24 protein-coding genes and 1 riboswitch are annotated in these 21,190 nt (G+C 61.4%); of the genes, 14 read left to right on the plus strand and 10 right to left on the minus strand.

The window, feature by feature from the left end:
- The first annotated feature begins 18 nt into the window (after positions 1 to 18).
- The 5 genes from G9X68_RS12120 to sugE all read left to right on the plus strand — a co-directional run bounded on the left by G9X68_RS12120 (position 19) and on the right by sugE (position 4,141).
- Complete coding sequence (locus G9X68_RS12120) at positions 19 to 2,040, plus strand: acetyl-CoA carboxylase biotin carboxylase subunit (protein ID WP_171602560.1); 2,022 nt, start codon at positions 19 to 21, stop codon at positions 2,038 to 2,040.
- Between the two features lie 185 nt (positions 2,041 to 2,225).
- Positions 2,226 to 2,552, plus strand: a complete 327-nt coding sequence (locus tag G9X68_RS12125; RefSeq protein WP_171602561.1) for a hypothetical protein — start codon at positions 2,226 to 2,228, stop codon at positions 2,550 to 2,552.
- Between the two features lie 110 nt (positions 2,553 to 2,662).
- On the plus strand, positions 2,663 to 3,136 hold the full coding sequence (locus tag G9X68_RS12130; RefSeq protein ID WP_168311371.1) for a GNAT family N-acetyltransferase: 474 nt from the start codon (positions 2,663 to 2,665) through the stop codon (positions 3,134 to 3,136).
- A gap of 10 nt (positions 3,137 to 3,146) precedes the next feature.
- Positions 3,147 to 3,614: a YaiI/YqxD family protein gene (locus G9X68_RS12135; protein ID WP_171602562.1), complete on the plus strand. Its 468-nt coding sequence runs from the start codon at positions 3,147 to 3,149 to the stop codon at positions 3,612 to 3,614.
- Positions 3,615 to 3,826: 212 nt separating this feature from the next.
- Positions 3,827 to 4,141 carry a quaternary ammonium compound efflux SMR transporter SugE gene (sugE, locus tag G9X68_RS12140; protein WP_003559670.1) on the plus strand — a complete coding sequence of 105 codons (315 nt, stop codon included), beginning with the start codon at positions 3,827 to 3,829 and terminating at the stop codon, positions 4,139 to 4,141.
- Between the two features lie 42 nt (positions 4,142 to 4,183).
- Here sugE and G9X68_RS12145 read toward each other — a convergent pair whose 3' ends face one another.
- The 7 genes from G9X68_RS12145 to crcB all read right to left on the minus strand — a co-directional run bounded on the left by G9X68_RS12145 (position 4,184) and on the right by crcB (position 9,732).
- The gene (locus tag G9X68_RS12145) at positions 4,184 to 4,576 is read right to left on the minus strand and encodes a DoxX family protein (RefSeq protein ID WP_171602563.1); all 393 of its coding nucleotides are present in this window, start codon (positions 4,574 to 4,576) and stop codon (positions 4,184 to 4,186) included.
- 139 nt (positions 4,577 to 4,715) lie between these two features.
- On the minus strand, positions 4,716 to 6,248 hold the full coding sequence (locus tag G9X68_RS12150; RefSeq protein WP_171602564.1) for an acyl-CoA carboxylase subunit beta: 1,533 nt from the start codon (positions 6,246 to 6,248) through the stop codon (positions 4,716 to 4,718).
- 48 nt (positions 6,249 to 6,296) lie between these two features.
- Positions 6,297 to 6,755, minus strand: a complete 459-nt coding sequence (locus G9X68_RS12155; RefSeq protein WP_168317020.1) for a calponin homology domain-containing protein — start codon at positions 6,753 to 6,755, stop codon at positions 6,297 to 6,299.
- Positions 6,756 to 6,822: 67 nt separating this feature from the next.
- Complete coding sequence (locus G9X68_RS12160; RefSeq protein ID WP_168317021.1) at positions 6,823 to 7,608, minus strand: ATP12 family chaperone protein; 786 nt, start codon at positions 7,606 to 7,608, stop codon at positions 6,823 to 6,825.
- A 9-nt stretch (positions 7,609 to 7,617) separates the two neighbouring features.
- Positions 7,618 to 8,271: an HAD-IA family hydrolase gene (locus tag G9X68_RS12165; RefSeq protein WP_168317022.1), complete on the minus strand. Its 654-nt coding sequence runs from the start codon at positions 8,269 to 8,271 to the stop codon at positions 7,618 to 7,620.
- Positions 8,268 to 9,260 carry an RluA family pseudouridine synthase gene (locus tag G9X68_RS12170; protein ID WP_168317023.1) on the minus strand — a complete coding sequence of 331 codons (993 nt, stop codon included), beginning with the start codon at positions 9,258 to 9,260 and terminating at the stop codon, positions 8,268 to 8,270. The genes G9X68_RS12165 and G9X68_RS12170 overlap by 4 nt, the downstream gene beginning before the upstream one ends.
- Positions 9,261 to 9,354: 94 nt before the next feature.
- Entirely contained in the window at positions 9,355 to 9,732 is a 378-nt protein-coding gene (crcB, locus tag G9X68_RS12175) for a fluoride efflux transporter CrcB (protein WP_168317024.1), read from the minus strand.
- A 121-nt stretch (positions 9,733 to 9,853) separates the two neighbouring features.
- Between crcB and G9X68_RS12180 the strand changes: the two genes are divergently transcribed.
- Positions 9,854 to 10,120, plus strand: coding sequence for a hypothetical protein (locus G9X68_RS12180; RefSeq protein ID WP_168317025.1), 267 nt, complete (start codon positions 9,854 to 9,856; stop codon positions 10,118 to 10,120).
- A 175-nt stretch (positions 10,121 to 10,295) separates the two neighbouring features.
- Here the strand turns inward: G9X68_RS12180 and G9X68_RS12185 are convergent, their stop codons facing one another.
- Complete coding sequence (locus G9X68_RS12185; protein ID WP_168317026.1) at positions 10,296 to 11,297, minus strand: DUF1775 domain-containing protein; 1,002 nt, start codon at positions 11,295 to 11,297, stop codon at positions 10,296 to 10,298.
- Positions 11,298 to 11,368: 71 nt separating this feature from the next.
- Complete coding sequence (locus G9X68_RS12190) at positions 11,369 to 11,749, minus strand: hypothetical protein (RefSeq protein WP_171602565.1); 381 nt, start codon at positions 11,747 to 11,749, stop codon at positions 11,369 to 11,371.
- A 156-nt stretch (positions 11,750 to 11,905) separates the two neighbouring features.
- Positions 11,906 to 11,998, plus strand: a riboswitch (glycine riboswitch).
- Positions 11,999 to 12,154: 156 nt separating this feature from the next.
- Between G9X68_RS12190 and gcvT the strand changes: the two genes are divergently transcribed.
- From gcvT to G9X68_RS12210, 4 genes are all read left to right on the plus strand, one after another.
- Positions 12,155 to 13,291, plus strand: a complete 1,137-nt coding sequence (gene gcvT / locus G9X68_RS12195) for a glycine cleavage system aminomethyltransferase GcvT (protein ID WP_171602566.1) — start codon at positions 12,155 to 12,157, stop codon at positions 13,289 to 13,291.
- A 23-nt stretch (positions 13,292 to 13,314) separates the two neighbouring features.
- Entirely contained in the window at positions 13,315 to 13,677 is a 363-nt protein-coding gene (gene gcvH, locus G9X68_RS12200) for a glycine cleavage system protein GcvH (RefSeq protein ID WP_003539971.1), read from the plus strand.
- Positions 13,677 to 16,541, plus strand: coding sequence for an aminomethyl-transferring glycine dehydrogenase (gene gcvP / locus G9X68_RS12205; RefSeq protein ID WP_171602567.1), 2,865 nt, complete (start codon positions 13,677 to 13,679; stop codon positions 16,539 to 16,541). Before gcvH ends, gcvP begins: the two co-directional genes overlap by 1 nt.
- Before the next feature lie 131 nt (positions 16,542 to 16,672).
- Positions 16,673 to 16,918 carry a DUF982 domain-containing protein gene (locus G9X68_RS12210; protein ID WP_171603061.1) on the plus strand — a complete coding sequence of 82 codons (246 nt, stop codon included), beginning with the start codon at positions 16,673 to 16,675 and terminating at the stop codon, positions 16,916 to 16,918.
- A gap of 181 nt (positions 16,919 to 17,099) precedes the next feature.
- Here G9X68_RS12210 and G9X68_RS12215 read toward each other — a convergent pair whose 3' ends face one another.
- Positions 17,100 to 18,068: an SDR family NAD(P)-dependent oxidoreductase gene (locus G9X68_RS12215; RefSeq protein ID WP_171602568.1), complete on the minus strand. Its 969-nt coding sequence runs from the start codon at positions 18,066 to 18,068 to the stop codon at positions 17,100 to 17,102.
- Positions 18,069 to 18,202: 134 nt separating this feature from the next.
- Here G9X68_RS12215 and G9X68_RS12220 point away from each other — a divergent pair, with 134 nt between their 5' ends.
- The 4 genes from G9X68_RS12220 to G9X68_RS31860 all read left to right on the plus strand — a co-directional run bounded on the left by G9X68_RS12220 (position 18,203) and on the right by G9X68_RS31860 (position 21,178).
- Positions 18,203 to 18,787 (plus strand): TetR/AcrR family transcriptional regulator, encoded by a 585-nt coding sequence (locus G9X68_RS12220; RefSeq protein ID WP_171602569.1) that lies wholly within the window; start codon positions 18,203 to 18,205, stop codon positions 18,785 to 18,787.
- A gap of 166 nt (positions 18,788 to 18,953) precedes the next feature.
- Complete coding sequence (locus tag G9X68_RS12225; RefSeq protein ID WP_171602570.1) at positions 18,954 to 20,000, plus strand: glycoside hydrolase family 25 protein; 1,047 nt, start codon at positions 18,954 to 18,956, stop codon at positions 19,998 to 20,000.
- Between the two features lie 160 nt (positions 20,001 to 20,160).
- Complete coding sequence (locus G9X68_RS12230) at positions 20,161 to 20,466, plus strand: flagellar basal body rod protein FlgC (protein ID WP_171602571.1); 306 nt, start codon at positions 20,161 to 20,163, stop codon at positions 20,464 to 20,466.
- A gap of 382 nt (positions 20,467 to 20,848) precedes the next feature.
- Positions 20,849 to 21,178 (plus strand): hypothetical protein, encoded by a 330-nt coding sequence (locus G9X68_RS31860; RefSeq protein ID WP_244956153.1) that lies wholly within the window; start codon positions 20,849 to 20,851, stop codon positions 21,176 to 21,178.
- The last annotated feature ends 12 nt before the right edge of the window (positions 21,179 to 21,190 follow it).

Below are 21,190 nucleotides of genomic sequence, written 5' to 3' on the forward strand. Positions count from 1 at the left end.
TTTCTGGGTGGAGTCTCGATGTTCAAGAAAATCCTGATCGCGAATCGCGGCGAAATCGCCTGCCGCGTGATCAAGACTGCGCGCCGCATGGGCATTTTGACCGTTGCGGTCTATTCGGATGCGGATCGGGACGCGCTGCATGTCGAGATGGCCGACGAGGCCGTTCATATCGGCCCGGCCGCGGCGTCGGAGAGTTATCTGGTTGCCGAAAAGATCATTGCCGCCTGCAAGGCAACCGGCGCCGAGGCGGTGCATCCGGGCTACGGCTTCCTGTCCGAACGCGCCTCTTTCTGCGCTGAACTGGAAAAGCAGGGCATCGTCTTCATCGGCCCGAAGCCGAAGGCCATCATGGCGATGGGCGACAAGATCGAATCGAAGAAATTCGCCAATGCCGCCGGTGTCTCCACCGTGCCCGGCCATCTCGGCACCATCGAGGATGCCGCCCATGCGGAAGTAATATCAGGCGGGATCGGTTATCCCGTCATGATCAAGGCGTCTGCCGGCGGCGGCGGCAAGGGCATGCGCATTGCCTGGAACGAGGCGGAAGTGCGCGACGGCTTCGAGCGCGCCCGCTCGGAGGCGAAAAGCTCGTTCGGCGACGACCGCGTCTTCATCGAGAAGTTCGTCGTCGAGCCGCGCCATATCGAGATCCAGGTGCTCGCCGATGCCCATGGCAACGTCGTCTATCTCGGCGAGCGCGAATGCTCAATCCAGCGGCGGAACCAGAAGGTCGCGGAAGAGGCGCCCTCACCCTTCCTCGACGAGAAAACCCGCAAGGCGATGGGCGAACAATCGGTGGCGCTGGCGAAAGCCGTCGAGTACCAGAGCGCCGGCACCGTCGAATTCATCGTCGACCGCGACCGCAATTTCTATTTCCTGGAAATGAACACCCGCCTGCAGGTCGAGCATCCGGTGACCGAACTCGTCACCGGCATCGATCTCGTCGAGCAGATGATCCGTGTCGCAGCGGGAGAGCCCCTTCCCTTTGCCCAGAAGGATATCAGGCTTGACGGCTGGGCGATCGAGAGCCGGCTCTATGCCGAGGATCCCTATCGCAACTTCCTGCCCTCGATCGGCCGCCTGACGCGGTACCGGCCGCCGGCGGAAGGCAGGACCGGCAATGCCGTCGTCCGCAACGATACCGGCGTCTTCGAAGGCGCCGAGATCTCGATGTATTACGATCCGATGATCGCCAAGCTCTGCACCTGGGCACCCACGCGGCTGGAAGCGATCGAGGCCATGGGTCAGGCGCTCGACGGTTTCGTCGTCGATGGCATCGAGCACAATGTTCCTTTCCTGTCGGCGCTGATGAAACATCCGCGCTGGCGCGAGGGCCGGCTGTCCACAGGCTTCATCGCCGAGGAATATCCCGATGGTTTCGCGCCGATGAAACCGGACCCGGCGGAAGAGGCCGTGCTTGCCGGCATCGCGCTTTCCGCCTCGCTGATCGAGACCAACCGCCGCGAACGTTTCGCCGATCGCCTGCGCGCCGCAGCAGGCGCGCTGCGCGAGGATTGGGTGGTCAAGATCGGCGACAACCACGTCGCGGCAAGATTGCTCGACGGCCTCGTCACCATCCCCTTCGATATGGACATGACGATCGAGGGGGCGATAGAAGGCGAGAGCCAGAATGTTGTCACCGATTGGAGACCGGGCGAGCCAGTCTGGAGCGGCAAGGTCGGCGGTCGCGACATCACCGCGCAGATCCGTCCCGTTCTGAACGGCTTGCGTATCGACTGGCAGGGGCTTTCAGTGACGACCAAGGTCTTTTCGCCGCGTCATGCCGAGCTCGACAGGCTGATGCCGATGAAGCTGCCGCCCGATACTTCCAAGCTCCTGCTCTGCCCGATGCCCGGCCTCGTCGTCGCCATCGCGGTGGCCGAGGGCCAGGAGGTCAAGGCCGGCGAGACGCTTGCGATCGTCGAAGCGATGAAGATGGAAAACGTGCTGCGCGCCGACCGCGATCTCGTCGTCTCGAAGATCAATGCCGCAGCCGGCGAAAGCCTGGCCGTCGATGCCGTGATCATGGAATTTGCGTGAGGCAAAAGTGGCAGGCCAGACCTTCCGCGCTCGGCCTACCGCCTAGCGAAGATTGGCCGTGACAAAGCAATATCGAGATCGACGCAATGACCACCCATCCCATACCGCTGGATGACATCAATAGGGGCTGTGAGCTGATGCAATCCGGATGTCTATTCGCAGCTTAAACCTGGTTTTGATCGTATATGGATTTGCTAAAGAACTGGAAATTGAAACTACGATACGGAAAGCTGAAAACTGCTTTCCGCCATTTTACCGTTATTGCAGAGGGAGAAATCATAAACTCCAATCCGGACTTCGGTACCACGGCGGGCTCGGCAGCCTTCTTTACCATACAAGCTTGGGCGATCGACAATGACCAAGCTGTTGATATGATCGTGACGATTGGTCGGGATTTGGGATTTAGCGCGTCCAAGCGAATCTATGTTTACTCCACCGAACCGCAGCAGCCTCCGACCGAGGCTTCTCATGCGTACGGCTTGAACTTTCATCAGTACCTTCGCGAAGATTAGCAAAACAGGAGCAACCGTTTCCTCGCTTGAAGTCAACGTTCCCGTCGTACATATACGGAAAACCTCGAGCTCATGCATTCCGGCGAGAGCATCCGCAGCGTGGTCAAATGATGGCTCCGACGACCTACACAACCGACATCAAGGGTCTCGACGAGTTCTCCGCGCGGGAACTCTACGACCTCCTGAGAATGCGCGTCGACGTCTTCGTCGTCGAGCAGAACTGCCCCTACCCGGAACTCGACGGCAAGGATATCGATGCCCTGCATCTGCGGCTGCTGGAGGGCGCCGAACTGCTGGCCTCGGCGCGGATCCTGAAACCGCATAAGCCGCAGGATGCGTCGAAGATCGGTCGCGTGGTCGTCTCGCCTGCCCATCGCGGCAAGCGTCTGGGCGATGCGTTGATGAGCGAAGCGATCACCGCCTGCGAGCGGCTTTATCCGGCAAATGCCATCGCCTTGTCGGCGCAGGCCCATCTGCGGCGCTTCTATGAATCCTTCGGTTTTATCGGGACATCGCAGGAATATTTGGAAGACGGCATTCCCCACATCGATATGGTCCGCCAGCCGGCCACGCAGCCGGCATGAGGATATTGCCATGATCTATGTCGACGCCGATGCCTGCCCGGTCAAGCCGGAAATCCTGAGGGTCGCGGAACGCCTTGGCCTCGAAGTCACCTTCGTCGCCAATTCCGGCCTGCGCCCCTCGCGCGATCCGATGATCCACAACGTCATCGTCTCCAATGCCTTCGATGCCGCCGACAACTGGATCGCCGAACGCGCCGGCGCGGGCGATGTCGTCGTCACCGCCGATGTGCCGCTCGCCGTGCGTTGCGTCGCGACCGGCGCCTTCGTCAGCAGTCCCACGGGACGCGTCTTCGACCAGACCAATATCGGCATGGCGAGCGCCATGCGCGATCTCGGCGCGCACCTGCGCGAAACCGGCGAGAGCAAGGGCTACAACGCAGCCTTCAGCCCGAAGGACCGCTCACGCTTCCTCGAAACCTTCGATCGTCTCTGCCGCCGCGCCAAAAGCCTTGCCGCGGAGGCTGGCGGGCAGCCGTGATGCAGCAACTAAAGGTGCTACGGCGTCCTTGCACGTCTAAAAGACGCGCGGCGCTATAGGCCGCAAGAAACGGGTGGCATGGCAGCCATGCCGATTCCTACCTTGAAGTCGGCCATTTCCTCACGCATATAGGCGCAATCGCAGACGACTGCGGCATCCTCTGGGATGCAACCGTCGCGGGGACGGCCTCGCTCTTGAACAAGGAGAGTCGCATGGCCTGGTTTCTGCTTTTTCTCGCCGGTCTTTTCGAATGTGGCTGGGCAATCGGCCTTAAATATACCGAGGGTTTCACACGGCCGCTGCCGACGGCGCTGACCGTCATATCCATGGTGGTGAGCATCGTGCTGCTCGGCCTGGCGGTGAAGCACCTGCCGATCGGCACCGCCTATGCGGTCTGGACCGGCATCGGCACGGTCGGCACCGTATTCCTCGGCATCTGGCTGCTTGGCGATGAGGCAAGTGTCTCCCGTCTTGCCTGCATCACGCTGATCGTCGCCGGCATCGCCGGTCTCAAGCTTACCGCCTGATATGAAATCGAGGGGCGCTGCCGACGCCCCTCAGTCCGTCGTTCAAACCGTCTTGCGGTTATCGACGGCAAAAGCGCCGGGACCGGAGAAGACCAGATAGAGGAAGACGAAGCAGAACAGGATCGCCGCGTCGCCCTGGTTGACGGCCGGGAAGAAGCTGCTCGGCGCATGCGCCATGAAATAGGCGACCGCCATTTCACCGGCCAGCAGGAAGGCGACAGGGCGCGTCAGCAGGCCGACGAGAATAAGGATGCCACCGACAAGCTCGAGAAAGGCCGCGAAAAGCATCAGCGGCGACAGCGAGCCCGCCATCTGCGAAGCCGGGAAACCGAAAAGCTTCATCGTGCCATGCTCGATGAACAGCAGGGCGGTGATGATTCTGAGAGCGGCCAGCCCATAGGGGCGATAGGCAGAAAGACGCTCGAAACTTGACATTAAACCTCTCCTTTAAAACAATAAGAGCCGAGCGTTAGCTTGTCCTCGGCAAGGATTGAACACACGGATCGCTGACGGCTGTTCACTTTTTCGACAGCAGTTAAACACCTGAGGCCACAGCTTTATTCGGCGGAAAATGTCAAAGCGGAATGTTGTCGTGTTTCTTCCACGGATTGGCGAGATCCTTGTTGCGCAGCATCTTCAAACCGCGCGCCAGCCGCCGCCGGGTCGAATGCGGCATGATCACCTCGTCGACATAACCGCGCTCGGCGGCGACGAAGGGCGAGAGGAACCTGTCCTCGTACATTTTCGTGTGCGCGGCGATCTTCTCCGGATCGGCGATATCCTTGCGGAAGATGATCTCGACGGCGCCCTTGGCGCCCATCACGGCGATCTGCGCCGTCGGCCAGGCATAGTTGAGGTCGCCGCGCAGATGCTTCGACGCCATCACGTCATAGGCGCCGCCGAAGGCCTTGCGGGTGATGACGGTAAGCTTCGGCACCGTCGCCTCGGCATAGGCGAAAAGCAGCTTGGCGCCGTGCTTGATGAGGCCGCCATATTCCTGCGCCGTACCCGGCAGGAAGCCCGGCACGTCGACGAAGGTGACGATCGGAATATTGAAGCAGTCGCAGAAGCGCACGAAACGGGCCGCCTTGCGTGAGGCGTCGCTGTCGAGAACGCCGGCCAGCACCATCGGCTGGTTGGCGACGAAACCGACGGTGGAACCTTCGATGCGGCCGAAGCCGCAGACGATGTTTTTGGCAAAGCTTGCCTGGATCTCGAAGAAATCCCCCTCGTCCGCCACCTTCCGGATCAGTTCCTTGATGTCGTAGGGTTTGTTGGAGCTCGCCGGCACCAGCGTATCGAGCGAGGCATCGATTTCTGTCACCGACTGGTAACATTCGATCTCCGGCAGCGGCGCCGTGTTCGAAAGCGGCAGGAAATCGATCAGCCGGCGCACCTGCAGCAGCGTTTCGACATCGTTCTCATAGGCGCCGTCGGCAATCGACGAGCGCACCGTATGCACCACGGCGCCGCCGAGTTCCTCGGCCGTCACCGTCTCGTTGGTGACGGTTTTCACTACGTCCGGCCCGGTGACGAACATATAGGAAGTATCACGCACCATAAAGATGAAATCGGTCATGGCAGGCGAATAGACGTCGCCGCCGGCGCAAGGACCCATGATCACCGAGATTTGCGGAATGACGCCGGAGGCGAGCACATTGCGCTGGAATACCTCGGCATAACCGCCGAGAGCCGCCACACCCTCCTGGATGCGGGCACCGCCCGCATCATAGATGCCGACGATCGGCGCGCGGTTCTTCAGCGCCATGTCCTGCACCTTCATGATCTTCTCGGCATGCGCTTCCGACAGCGAGCCGCCGAAGACGGTGAAGTCCTTGGCGAAGACGAAGACGGTGCGGCCATTGACCGTGCCCCAGCCGGTGACGACGCCGTCGCCGGCGATACGGCTCTTGTCCATGCCGAAATCGGTGGAGCGATGTTCAACGAACATATCGAACTCCTCGAAGGAGCCTTCGTCGAGAAAAAGGTCGATGCGCTCGCGCGCCGTCAGCTTGCCGCGCTTATGCTGGGCGTCGATGCGGGCTTTGCCGCCGCCGAGGCGGGCGATGTCGCGGCGTCGTTCCAGCTCTTCGAGAATTTCCTTCATGCGATCTCCCTCGCCGCTGCGGGCGGCAATCCGGCGGTAGATTTTGTTCTAGCGGCTGCGTCCGCTAAGCGAGAAAACCGAGCGTATCCTTGCGGCGGCGTCCTCGGCCAGGATCTCGTCGGCAAGCTTGGGATCGGCAGCGATACTGGTGACGTCGAAGGCGCTGACGGCGATGACCGAGCCATCCTCGACCGAGGCTGCGTCGATGCTGATCTTGGCGACGTTGCGGTCCTTCTGGAACCCGAGACCCTTCTGGATGGAAACCACGCGGATCGTCAGCACCACCCGTGGCAGCACGGTGTCGCGCACGGTGGCATTGATCGCTGCGTTGACGCGGTCGTTGATGCCGGAAAGCAGCTCGGCCGGCATGTTCGGACCGGAGAGAACGACGGCACTGCGTACATCATAGACCGGCGCCGCCGGCTTGGTGGCCGAGAGACTGCCGCAGGCCGTGAGCGCGACACAGACGAGTGTTGCCCGGCAAAAACACGACCTCAGCCAATTCATTGCAAAATCCCGCACCACCCCGTTGGAGTCGCAGACTTCGTCATAATGCATTGGAAGGCAATATGTTTCAGGCGCTTAGGGCGAAAAAAACATCCGCTGCGGCTTTGAACTCGGCAAAGCGCTTGGCCCGCCGCTCCTCGGCTTCCTCGTCGCTGCCCCAATGCTCGATCGTCCAATCCTCGTCGAGATGGGCAAGCGACCAAGCCTCCTCCACAGTCACCCGGCCCTCGGCGAAGGCGAGCGCCAGGATGGCCGAGCCGGTCAGTGTGGTGACTGTGTGGAGGGCAGCAAGCGCCATCGGGCTATCATATCTCGCGAGCGTAACGGCGAAGGCGGCAATCGCCTCGCGCGGCTGCTCATGCGGCATCACCCCTTCGATGAGGATGAAGCGGGCGCCGAGATCGGTCGCCACCCAGTCGATCACGGGATCCCAGCGTTCGGCCTGGCGCTCGACCAGCAGTTCCGGTTCCTCGGCGCGGTAGCAGATGAGGTCGCTGGATGAAAAACGCAATATATCCTCGAAGATCGCCTGCGCGTTGGCGGCAACGCCGTCGAGCGCCGTATTGACGAGCCGCGTCACCGGCATACTCAGGGGATTGATCTCCTCGCCCTGTGCCTGCCATTCGGCGGCAACAAGCCGCGCCAGCGCCTCGGTCGGTACTGCGAGAACTTGGCGCGCCGGCGTGCGCACCATCTTGCCGTCGAGCGTGATCGCAAAACCACCTTCGTGCTCGGCAACGGAGACATCGGTATAGAAACGCTTCGGCAGCGGCTTCTTCATCTGGATCTGCGCGCGGCGGATGGGATCGGGATGGCTCAGGCCTTCGGAAAGGTCGTTCAGCAGATCGCGCATGGGCTCACCTCAGGAAAAATGACGCAATATCTCGTTCGGATGGTAGGCGATCGCATCGGCGCCGTTGGCGATCAGCTCATCCACGCTGGCATAGCCCCAGGCAACGCCGATCGCCTTGGCGCCGGCGGCCTTTGCCATCTGCATATCGTAAACCGCATCGCCGATGACAATGGTGTCGGCAGCATTCATGCTGGTTTCGTCGCAGCATTCCGTCACCATGGCCGGATGCGGTTTGGAGGGGCAATCGTCGGCGGTGCGTGCGACGATGAAATGCTTGTCGAAACCGTGCGTCTCCATCACGAGCTTGAGCCCGCGCCTGGATTTGCCCGTCACCGCGCCGATCAGCAGATCATCGCGTCCGCTGATCGCGTCGATCATCTCGCGAATGCCCGCAAATAGCGGCTCCTTATAGTCAAGATCCTGACGCACGATCGAGAACAAAGATTTGTAATGCGCCGTCATGTCGATGTCTTGCTGCTCGACATGCGGCCTGCCCTGCATGCGGGCGATCGCGATATCGAGGGACAGGCCGATAATAGCCTTGGTGTCTTCAAATCGCGGTTCCGGCTTGCCGAACTTGTCGAAGGTCCTGCGCATGGTTTCGTGGATCAGCGCAGCACTGTCGACCAGCGTGCCGTCGCAATCGAAAAGGGCAAGTTTCATTCGGCGTCCCTCTCAGCGCCGGCGAGGTCGAGACCAAGAAGATTCCAGGTCTGGACCATATGCGACGGCAGCGGCGCACTGACGCGCAGCCGCCCACCGGAGGGGTGCGGGATGTCGATGTGACGCGCGTGCAGATGCAGCTTCTTCTGGACGCCGCCTGGAAAATCCCAATTCGGATCGTCGTCGAAATATTTCGGATCGCCGATGATCGGGTGGCCGATATGCAGGGCATGAACGCGCAACTGATGGGTACGGCCGGTATAGGGCTCCATCTCCAGCCATGCGAGGTTCTGTGCCGCCGTCTCCAGCACGCGGTAGAAGGAAATCGCATGGTCGGCGCCGTCCTCGCCGTGCTTGGCGATGCGCATCCGATCGCCGTCGGCGGTCGGCTCTTTCACCAGCCAGGTCGAGATCTTGTCCTCGTGCTTGCGCGGCACGCCCTTGACCAGCGCCCAGTAGGTCTTTTTGGTATCGCGCTCGCGGAAGGCAGCCGTCAGTTTCTGTGCCGCACCGCGGGTGCGGGCGATGACGAGAACACCCGATGTGTCGCGGTCGAGACGATGGACGAGCCGCGGCTTCTCGCCCTTCGGGCTGGTCCAGGCTTCGAGCATCTGGTCGATATGCCTGGCCACACCCGAGCCACCCTGCACCGCAAGACCAGGGGGCTTGTTGAGCACGATCACCTTTTCGTCCTCGTGCAGCACCATGCGCGACAGAAGTTCGAAATCGGTCGAATGCTTGAGATCCTTACCGGCGATCGGTCCGGATTTCAGCTTCGCATCGACATCCATCGGCGGCACACGCACCGTCTGGCCGGGCTGCACGCGCGCATCCGATTTGACACGTCCACCGTCGACGCGCACCTGGCCGGAGCGCAAGAGCTTCTGCAGCGGACCGAAGCCGAGCCCAGGAAAATGCACCTTGAACCAGCGATCGAGCCGCATGCCGGCTTCATCGGGTTCAACCTTGATATGTTCTATGCCAGCCATAAGAAATCTTTCGGAAATTGCAGCGCAGGCCAAGCCGGCGTTCTTGCCGCAGCCTTTAGAGCATTTTCGCGCAAAACGGAAACCGGAAAAGAAATCAGGCCAAAGCGCGCATGACGGCAAGGCCGGCGATGACGGCCGCCATCGAAAGCCCGACGCTCGCCGCAATGTAAATGCCGCCGGCGACAGCCTCGCCGCGCTCGAATAGCGAGATCGCATCCAGCGAGAAGGCCGAGAAGGTTGTAAAGCCGCCGAGGAAGCCGGTGATCAGCAGGAGGCGCAGCTCCACCGAAGCGTTGAACTTCCGCGCGATCAGTTCGGCGAAGACGCCGATGACGAAACAGCCGACGACATTGACGGCGAGCGTGCCCCAGGGAAATGATGGACCCATGAGTCTCAGCGCCCATTGGCCGACATAATATCTGAGAAGGGAACCGATAGCGCCGCCGACGGCGACGAGAAGAGCCTGGATCATCAGCCGGATTTATCGCAACTCCGCAGCGATTCCAATCGAGAAGGAATGAATTCTTACCATCCGGTAAAATGCCGATGATTTTTTTATAATGGCGCCAAGGTCGTGCCGATACGCTGACGGCATGACCCAGCTCCTGTCCATATCGGCGAGCACCGCCGCCATTGCCTTCGACTCGCTCCGAATCCCGCAGCGAGTTGCGACGAGCAACGCCGCCCGCGATGCGCGTCGCATTGCCGACCGGCAGTTGAAGGCCGAAGGCACTGAGGAAATAGACGAGCCCTCCAGCATCATCCAGTCGACCGAAGTGGCCCTCGACCTGATGGCCAAAGGCAACCGCCAGCCGCAGGCCGGCCTGAAACAGGCGCTGCGATCCTACGAAGATTTCTGAGGCCATCGCCTTCCAAACGAAAGCCCGCGACCGCAGTTATGAACTGACCCCCGAAAGTTGGACATCCAACCTCGGGGGTCAGTTCATTGCAGTCGCGGGCTTTTCTGTTTTAACGACAGCGCCGCGCGTCCTTTCAGACGCGCAAAGGACGCTGTAGCACTTCGAATCGCTGCACTCATTTGCCCTGGGCGGAGAGCACCTGCAGGACCAGGTCGACCTTGCCGGCCTTTTCGAAGGCCAGCGTCACCGGCACCGTATCGCCCTGCTTGAACGGCGTCTTCACCTTCTGGAACATCAGGTGCAGGTTGCCGGGCTCGAGCTTGACCGTCTGGCCGGCGGCGATGGCGATGCCGTCCTTCAGCTGGCGCATCCGCATGACATTGTCCTTCGTCACCATCTCGTGGATCTGAACCTCCCCAGCTGCAGACGAGCTGACCGACACCAGGCGATCGTCCGCCTGGCCGTTATTCTTCACCGTAAAAAAGCCGCCGCCGACCGGCTGGCCGGGCAGCATTGCCTTGGCGAACCCGCCGGAGATTTCGAGATCACCGGCCTTGACCGTGTCGCCGGCCGGTGCAGCAGCGCCCATGCCCGCCATACCAGACATGTCCATGCCGGCCATATCGTGATGATCGTGGCCATGGTCTTCACCGGCAACGACCTTCAACAGCGGCGCCGGGCTTTTCATCCCATGCGCGTCGCCGCCTTCCTTGGCCACCTGATCCCAGGCCGTGACCGTGTCGCCGCACATCTGCGTCACCGGAAAGGCGAGCGAGGTGCCGGCCTCGACGCCCGATACTTTACCCTGGATGACGAAGGTGTCGTAGAAATCGTCGGAGAGATTGCCATTCTTCCAGCGGATCTCGATCGCGCCCGTCTTCACCGTGTCGCCGTGATTATCGTAGGTCTTCCGGTAGTTGCCCTTGATCACCTCGAGTTCCCAGCCGGCCTTCGGCTGCGGCTTGGCGAAGACGAAGCCTTCCGGCAGTTTGACCCGCACTTCCGTGGTCGCCTTGCCGTCGCAGCCATGCGGCACCTGCAGCGCGGCGAGAATGGTGCTGTCCTGCGTCGCCTCTCTGTCGAGGAAGGTCACATGCGCCTCGGCGCCGGCAAAGGCGGCCACGGAAAAAACGGCAGCAAGCCCGAACGTCTTGCCAAATGTCTTGATAGTTTTCATCGGATGTCTCCTCGCCGGCCGCGGACTTCTCTCGGGCGGACCGGCATGCTGCTCATGATTGCGAAGGCAGATCAGGCGAGGATGGGAGGCGCGCGGGAATTCGGCCGGCTGACAGCACTTGCATCGGCAACGGCTGAGATTTCGATCGGCGCGTTGATCAGCGAGGCGAGTTTGCGCTCGAGCCAGGAGCCCGCATCCGGCATCGGCAGGATGACGGAGGCCGACAGCCGGCAGGCTTCGCAATTCGGTTTGAAGGCGGAGGTCTTGCCGTCGGCGTCCTTCACGGTAATGCAGAGCGAGGCGAAAGTGCCGTCGGGCAGCACATAGGCCGCGCTATCGTAGCCTTCGGAGGCGACAGCCTGCGGCGCCTGATGGGCGAGGCCGAGCAAAGCCAAGCTCAATGCGCAAAGCATGCGCAGGAAGAGCGTCGCTTTCAGTCCGGTCTGCCGCATGAGATCCCCTTCAACAGCATGTCGCGATAGCCGGTTTCCCGGTGAAATGCAAAAGCAGATTGCCGCAGATTAGGGCTCAGCCGGCATATGGCGACAAAAAATTGTCCGGTGACGACATTTGGCCTTGCCAAGCGCTGCACCCGCCGGATAATTGCGCCAACCTTGTTGGGAGAAGCCGGTGCTTTCGCCACCGGTGCCGAAGGAGCAACCGCCCCGGAAACTCTCAGGCAAAAGGACCAGCAAGGGGCAGACGGAACTCTGGAGAGAAGCGTTCTCGAAACGCTCGCCGAAGGGATAACAATCTCAGGCAAAGGGACAGAGGGGGCTCAGGAGAGAAGTGCGCAGCCGCGCCTTCAGATTTGAGCCCGCGCCTTCGCGAGAAGGCGCAAACCCCGGAGGCGTCTTTTGGACGATACTGCTGCCCTGAAGAAAACCCCGCTGCATGCCCTGCATCTTTCGCTCGGCGCCCGCATGGTGCCGTTCGCGGGTTACGACATGCCGGTGCAATACCCCTCAGGGGTGATGAAGGAACATCTTCATACCCGCACTGAGGCCGGCCTCTTCGATGTCTCCCACATGGGCCAGGTCATCGTGAAGGCGAAGTCGGGCAGCTATGAGGATGCGGCGCTGGCGCTCGAAAGGCTGGTGCCGGTGGACATCCTAGGCCTTGCCGAAGGTCGCCAGCGTTATGGCTTCTTCACCGATGATACCGGCTGCATTCTCGACGATCTGATGATCGCCCATCTCGACGACCACCTCTTCGTCGTCGTCAACGCCGCCTGCAAGGAGGCCGATCTCGCCCATCTGCAGGCCCATATCGGCGACCAGTGCGACGTCACCCTTCTCAACCGCGCTTTGATCGCGCTGCAGGGGCCGCGCGCAGTCGCGGTTCTCGCCGAACTCTGGGCCGACGTCGCTGCGATGAAGTTCATGGACGTGCGCCACTGCCGCCTGCACGATGTTTCCTGTCTGGTCTCGCGCTCCGGCTATAGCGGCGAGGACGGCTTCGAGATCTCGATTCCATCAGACAAGGCCGTGGATGTCACCATGCGCTTGCTCGAACATCCCGATGTCCAGGCGATCGGCCTCGGCGCCCGCGATTCGCTGCGCCTCGAAGCCGGTCTCTGCCTCTACGGCAACGACATCGACACGACCACCTCGCCGGTCGAGGCGGCGCTGGAATGGGCCATGCAGAAGGCAAGGCGCGGCAACGGTGCGCGTGCCGGCGGCTTCCCGGGCTCCGGCCGCATCCTGTCCGAACTCGAAAACGGCGCTGCCCGCCGCCGCGTCGGCCTGAAGCCGGAAGGCAAGGCGCCGGTGCGCGGCCATGCCAAGCTTTATGCCGATGCCGAGGGCAAGATCGAAATCGGCGAGGTCACCTCGGGCGGCTTCGGCCCCAGCGTCGAAGGACCCGTCGCCATGGGCTATGTGCCGCTCTCCCATGCTGCGGCAGGCACGCTCGTCTATGCCGAGGTGCGTGGCAAATATCTGCCGATTACCGTCAGCGCCCTGCCCTTCGTTACCCCGACCTACAAACGCTAAACCTTTTCCAGAGAGGACGAACAATGCTGAAATTTACCGAAGAACACGAATGGCTGAAGATCGAAGGCGGCGTTGCAACGGTCGGCATCACGACTTATGCCGTCGAACAGCTCGGCGATCTGGTTTTTGTCGAACTGCCGGAAGTCGGCGCGACCTTCTCCAAGAACGGCAATGCCGCGACCGTTGAATCCGTCAAGGCTGCTTCCGACGTCTATTGTCCGCTTGATGGCGAGATCACCGAGGTCAATCCGGCGATCGTTGCCGATCCCTCGCTGGTCAATTCCGATCCTCAGGGCGCCGGCTGGTTCTTCAAGCTGAAGCTGGCAAATGCTGCGGACGCCGATGGCCTGCTCGACGAGGCGGCCTACAAGGAGCTCACCGCGTAATGACGACGCCGACAGAATTCCAGTTCACCGACTATCAGCCCTACGATTTCGCCAATCGCCGCCATATCGGCCCCTCGCCGGCCGAGATGACCGATATGCTGAAGGTGATCGGCTATAACAGCCTCGATGGCCTGATCGACGCGACGCTGCCGCCCTCGATCCGCCAGAAGGCGCCGCTCGTCTGGGGCGCGCCGATGACCGAGCGCGAGGCGCTCGACAAGCTGCGCGAGACCGCTAACAAGAACAAGGTGCTGGTCTCGCTGATCGGCCAGGGTTACTACGGCACCATCACGCCGCCAGTCATCCAGCGCAACATCCTGGAAAACCCGGCCTGGTACACCGCCTATACGCCCTACCAGCCGGAGATCAGCCAGGGCCGCCTGGAAGCGCTGTTGAACTACCAGACGATGATCTGCGACCTTACCGGCCTCGACGTCGCCAACGCCTCGCTGCTCGATGAGGCGACCGCCGCCGCCGAAGGCATGGCGATTGCCGAGCGCGTCGCCAAGTCGAAGGCAAAGGCCTTCTTCGTCGATGCCGACTGCCATCCGCAGACCATCGCCCTCATCCGCACTCGCGCCGAGCCGCTCGGCTGGAGCGTCATCGTCGGCAATCCTTTCACCGATCTCGATCCTGTCGACGTCTTTGGCGCGATCTTCCAGTATCCCGGCACGCACGGTCATGTGCATGATTTTACCGGCCTGATTTCCCGCCTGCATCAGACCGGCGCCATCGCAATCGTCGCCGCCGATATCCTGGCGCTGACGCTGTTGAAATCGCCCGGCGAAATGGGTGCCGATATTGCCGTCGGCTCCTCGCAGCGCTTCGGCGTCCCGGTCGGCTACGGCGGCCCGCATGCGGCTTACATGTCGGTCAAGGATGCCATCAAGCGCTCCATGCCCGGCCGCCTCGTCGGCGTTTCCGTCGATGCCCGCGGCAACCGCGCCTATCGCCTGTCGCTGCAGACCCGCGAACAGCATATCCGCCGCGAAAAGGCGACGTCGAACATCTGCACCGCCCAGGTGCTGCTGGCCGTCATGGCCTCGATGTACGCCGTCTTCCACGGCCCGAAGGGCATCAAGGCGATCGCCCAGCAGGTGCACCAGAAGGCCGTGCTGATGGCCAAGGGCCTGGAAAAGCTCGGTTACAAGGTCGAACCCGAGACCTTCTTCGACACCATCACCGTCGATGTCGGCCATATGCAGGGCCTCATCCTGCGCGCCGCCGTCGCCGAAGGCGTCAATCTGCGCAAGGTCGGCGAAACCAAAGTCGGCATGAGCCTCGACGAACGCACCCGGCCCGCGACGCTCGAAGCAGTCTGGCGCGCCTTCGGCGGCAATTTCACTATCGCCGATTTCGAGCCTTCCTACCGTCTGCCGAAGGGCCTGCTCAGGACCAGCGATTACCTCACCCATCCGATCTTCCACATGAACCGCGCCGAAAGCGAGATGACGCGTTACATCCGCCGGCTCTCCGACCGGGATCTGGCGCTCGACCGCTCGATGATCCCACTCGGCTCCTGCACGATGAAGCTGAATGCCACGGCGGAAATGCTGCCGATCACCTGGCCGGAATTTTCCGACATCCATCCCTTCGTGCCATCAGACCAGGCGCTCGGCTACCGCGAGATGATCGACGACCTGATCGAAAAGCTCTGCGCCGTCACCGGTTACGACGCCTTCTCCATGCAGCCGAATTCCGGTGCGCAGGGCGAATATGCCGGCCTGCTGACCATCCGCAACTATCATATCGCCAATGGCGACGGCCATCGCGACGTCTGCCTGATCCCGACCTCGGCGCACGGCACCAACCCGGCTTCGGCCCAGATGGTCGGCATGAAGGTCGTCGTCGTCAAGGTGCGTGAAAACGGCGATATCGATCTCGACGATTTCCGCGCCAAGGCTGAGCAGCATGCGGCAAACCTCTCCTGCTGCATGATCACCTATCCTTCGACGCACGGCGTCTTCGAGGAGACCGTCAAGGAAATCTGCGATCTGGTGCATGAGCACGGCGGCCAGGTCTATCTCGACGGCGCCAATATGAACGCCATGGTCGGCCTGTCCCGTCCCGGTGACATCGGCTCCGACGTCAGCCACCTGAACCTGCACAAGACTTTCTGCATCCCGCATGGCGGCGGCGGACCCGGCATGGGCCCGATCGGCGTTAAGGCGCATCTGGCTCCCTATCTGCCCGGCCATCCCGAAACCGACGGCCGCTCGGGTGCGGTCTCGGCCGCTGCCTTCGGCTCGGCCTCGATCCTGCCGATCTCCTGGAGCTATTGCCTAATGATGGGCGGCGAAGGCCTGACGCAGGCGACCAAGGTGGCGATCCTCAACGCCAACTATATCGCCACCCGGTTGAAGGGCGCCTACGACGTGCTCTACAAATCGGAGGCCGGCCGTGTGGCGCATGAATGTATCATCGATACCCGCCCGCTGGTCGACAGCTCCGGTGTCACCGTCGACGACGTCGCCAAACGCCTGATCGACTGCGGCTTCCATGCGCCGACCATGAGCTGGCCGGTCGCCGGCACATTGATGATCGAACCGACGGAAAGCGAGACCAAGGCCGAACTCGACCGTTTCTGCGAGGCGATGCTGGCGATCCGCGAGGAAGCCCGCGCCATCGAGGACGGCCGCATGGACAAGGTGAACAACCCGCTGAAGAACGCCCCGCACACGGTGGAAGATCTCGTCGGCGAATGGGATCGCCCCTACAGCCGAGAACAGGCCTGCTTCCCGCCCGGCGCCTTCCGCGTCGACAAATACTGGTCGCCGGTCAACCGCGTCGACAATGTCTATGGCGACCGCAACCTGATCTGCACCTGCCCGCCGGTGGAGGCCTACGCAGAGGCCGCCGAGTAGCGGTCAAGCCTGATGCAGTAGCGAAAGGCTGGACAATCCAAGCCCCTTCCATCATGGGAGGGGCTTTCCTAATTCTGATGGAAATGCGCGAAGGAAGTCATCTCATGCCCCAGGATCCAAGCGAAGCAAGAATGCAGGCGCCCTGGTCGAAGCCTGTGCTCATCGCCCTCGAAGAGCCCGGCCAATACGTGACCATCGATAACACCCAGGCCGCCTCCTGGGCGATGATCGAGGACTGGCCGACGGAAGACGGTGCCGCACTCGACCAGGCGCTGCTGATCTGCGCCGACGTTATCAAGGGCAAGCGCACCGGCGAGGGTGCACGCAAGGCATTCATCGCCGCCGCAGTCGAAGCGGGCCTCGACATCAAGGCCTGAACGGCGGCGATCGGCAAAGAGCCGCTGGAATGGACGATAAAGACTCCGCGCCCGGCATAGCTCAACGTAAGAGCAGTGGACGGGTTTGCAGCCGATCCGGGTTCAATTCCTCGGCAGGGGCACCAGTTTCCCAGTACCCCTGCTCTCCTCTGTCAGCACCAAAGTGTGTGCGGTTTACCGCCTAGAAGCGCTCGCCGACCATATCCTCGCTTTTGGCCCACAAGCCCCTGGCCGTCTCGGGATCGAGCGCGTAGGGACGCACGCCTTCGGAAATCGGGCTGATCTCTGCATCCGTCACTTCGGAGACGTGGCAGTTTTCGCAATATCTGCCGCCGACCACGTCTGCCGGGGCGACGAAACCTGCCCAGACGGAGGTAGCGGCACCCTGCGGGATCGTCTTCCACTGGAAGGGCGGCTTGCCCTCGGCGGCGAGTGCTGCGTTGATCTGCGCTATCATACCTTCGATCATGTCAGGCTCGAGATGACGGCCGAGCTCGGTGTTGATGCCGCCGGGATGCAGTGCCGTCGCACGGATGCCGCGCTCCTGGAAGCGTCGGTCGAGTTCCACCGCGAACAGGACATTTGCGGTTTTCGACTGGGCATAGGCCGCCCAAGGCTCATAGGTCTTGCTCGCGAAATTGAGGTCTTCGAGGCTGAACGGAGCCATGCGATGGCCCGAGGATGCGACGATCACCACACGTCCACCCGATTTGACGAGCGGTGCGATGCGGTTGACCAGCACGAAATGACCGAGATGGTTGGTGCCGAACTGCGTTTCGAAACCATCGGCGGTGCGCCCGAAGGGAGCGGCCATCACGCCGGCATTGGCAATGACGACATCGAAGGGGCGGCCATCCGCAATGAGCGCATCGGCGCAGGCGCGCACGCTTGCCAGAGAAGCAAGATCGAGCTCGACGATATCAAGGCTGCCACCATTGGCGGCACCCGCGCGCACGACTTCCGTTGCCGCCCTCGCCTTTGCGAGGTCACGTGCCGTACCCACCACCTGCGCTCCACGGGCTGCCAGCACACGCGCGGTTTCCACGCCGAGCCCGGCCGAAACACCCGTCACCAGAACACGCTTGCCCTTGAGATCAACGCCGGCGAGCACCTCGTCGGTGGTTGATGTCGCGCCAAAAAATCCACTCATGATTATCTCCTTGATCATGGACGCACCGCTCCGGACTGGTGAACCATTGCCCACCGGCCTCAAATGGAATAAAAGGAGGATGCCTCCAGATAAATACGGAGGGCGCCTCCGTTTATCAAGGGGACCTCTCGGAAATGGCCGAAAAAAGTGACGGGTCCACCGTCCGAAAGCCGCGTGCGGATGCCGAACGCAATCGTCTTCTGCTGATGGAAACGGCAAAGACCGTCTTTGCCGACAAGGGTTCCAGCGCCAGCCTGGAGGAAATCGCCCGGATCGCCGGCGTCGGCATCGGCACACTCTATCGCCATTTCCCGACGCGTGATGCACTGGTTTCCGCCATCTACCGCAACGAGACGACGCAGCTTGCCGCTGCCGCAAAAAGCCTTGCCGAGACACATCCGCCTGTCGAAGCGCTTCGCCTGTGGCTGGTGCAGTTCGTCGATTATGTCGTGACGAAACGCGGCATGTCCGAGGTACTGGATTCTTTGGTCGGCGGCACCTCCGAGCTCTATGCCGATTCTGCCGATTTGATCGTAGGCGCCGTCAATCTGCTGGTGGATCGCGCAGTCGCCACCGGCGAAATCCGTCTGGCGATGGACCCGCTCGATATCCTGCGCGCGCTGGCCGGCGGCGCGAGCATCAGCTGTGGCCCCGCCTGGCGGGATGCGGCAAGGCAACTCATCGATATTCTGATTGCGGGTATGAGAGCCAGTCGCTGAGGCTGTTTCGGACGGAGGTGCGAGAGAATGGCGACATCGACATGGAGGATTTCCGGGCACAAGGATCAAATTTAACCTTTCTTAGCAAGTCTCTGTTAGCAATTCAGAAAGGCGGCTTCCATCAGAGTGGATCACCGTCGATCCCTTGTTTTGCGTGCAGGTTCTTATGCGTCCATCGGCAGTGCCAGCAATCCTCCTCGCCGCCCTGATCCTCTCGGGATGCGCTGCCAGTTCTGGCGCCGAAGATGTGCTGGGCAATGTGCCGTCACCGGAAACGACTAATGCCATCGCCCAGCCGAGCGGCCCGATTCCTGCCGCCGCGGTGGGCGTTTCCGCGCCGCTGGCAAGCCCGCCGCAGCAGGCGTTGAGCTGGGCTGGACAAGTTCCCGAGCCGCAGGCGCTCGTGCCCGCCGACAGGCCGGTCGGAATGCCGCTGCCGACAGATAAGCCGGTCGCGCTGCTGATGCCGTCCAATCCCGCCGGCAATGCAATGCCCGATGTCGGCACCAGATCGCCGACACGCGGGCAAATTTACGGCCACCGCTTCCGCGATGCCAAGCCGATCAACTTCGGCTCCACTTCGCCGAGAAAGCTTGCCGTGCACGGCGTCGATGTGTCGCGCTGGCAGGGCGAGATCGACTGGGAGACGTTGCGGCGGCAAGGCGCGAACTTCGTCTACATCAAGGCGACCGACGGCGGCGATCACCTTGATCCGATGTTCAAGAAGAACTGGCGCCGGGCCAAGGAAGCCGGCCTGAAACACGGCGCCTATCACTTCTTCTATTGGTGCCGGACAGCCGGTGAGCAGGCCGACTGGTTTATCCGCAACGTGCCGAGGGAAGCCAACGCTCTTCCGCCCGTCATCGACGTCGAATGGAACGGCGAATCGAGCTGCAAGAGGCGCATCTCCCCCGCACGTGTTCGGGAAAAGATGCAGGTTTTCATGGACAAGCTGGAGCGCCATTACGGCCAGCGCCCGATCATCTATACCGCGCCGGATTTCTACCGCGACAATTTGAAGGGTCAGCTGCTCAACTATCCCTTCTGGCTGCGCTCGGTGGCCGCTCACCCCTCCAAGGTCTACCCCGGCCGCAAGTGGGTCTTCTGGCAATATTCCGGCTCCGGCCTCTCCGAAGGGGTCGACGGCAAGATCGACCTCAACGTCTTCAACGGCAGCGAGAGCGATTGGCACGACTGGGTGGCGTCGCGATAGCGACTGCTCCATGGTTCTGCCGCCTCCCGTTCCGTACCAATCCGGAACAGATGCAGCGGCAAGGCGCGCGCATCTATAGGTCTTTGCTAACGCAACGCCTTCAACATTCTCTAAGCCCTTGCATGTAGAAGAATTTCATCCAGTTCTGGGGAAACGGCTGATGAGCATATCGGGTATTACGAGCATTGCTCTTTCGGGAATGCGGGCGCAGACCACACGTGTCGGCGCAATTGCCAACAACATCGCAAACAGCAGCACTCCGGGCTATGCTAGGCTGAACACCAGCCTCACTTCTATTGAAGCAAGCCGCGTCCAGGCCGTCGTCAGCCCGACGGCGTCGGGTGTCGATCCCGCTACCGAACTGACGGACCTGATTGAAGCCGAACAGAGCTATAAGGCAAACGCCGTTGTCTTCGAGACTGGCGCCGACATGTGGGAAATGCTGATGAGCATCAAGCGCGACTAAGCACGATCCTCAAAGTCGTGGCGCTGTTATAATACTGTTTTACATCACACTTGTGCCGATCCACGTACTGGCCGTGGCCGTTACGAAATCAGCAGCCTAGCGTAATGCTCCGATCAGGGGCTCATATATCCCTTAGGGAGAGAATTCCGCTTGCGCCGCATTTACCTTGTCAGTTCTTCTGAATTTAGCCCTGATAACCAGTGCCAGCGCTAGCGAAGACCTTTCCAGCGTTTGGCGTGATCTGTTCACACGGTGTCGAATTGCCGTAGAGACGGGCAAAGACTTTGATGCAACAGGATTACGCGACCTTGGGCGCGACGTTAAGACAGTAGCCCCGGTAACGGATCCCAGGGTGCCCTTTCCACTTTTACCTGGATACCAGGTGACTGAACAGCGCTGGGAGGTTCCTGAATCTCGTTTCGTGGTCGTGGAAGCCGAGTATCCACCCCATGATGGCAAATCAAGACGTTCGTGCAAACTCGAAATCATTCAGGGAGCAAAGCCGATCTCAACAGCCGCGGAAAAGCACCTGAGGGCAACATTTTTCGCCGAACGAGATGAACTCCTCAGCACCGGACGTTACGAGCGCTTGAATCCGGATCCTATATTTTCCACGAACCTCGGTGTTCGGCTGGCCGGCAACAACCCTCACGGCTGCCGTGTTGTCTCGTACCTAACATCGATACGCAACGCGCACCATCGTTTCTTGTGACGGGTTCTGCTG

This window comes from Rhizobium changzhiense, assembly GCF_013087625.1.
GTDB lineage: Bacteria > Pseudomonadota > Alphaproteobacteria > Rhizobiales > Rhizobiaceae > Rhizobium > Rhizobium sophorae.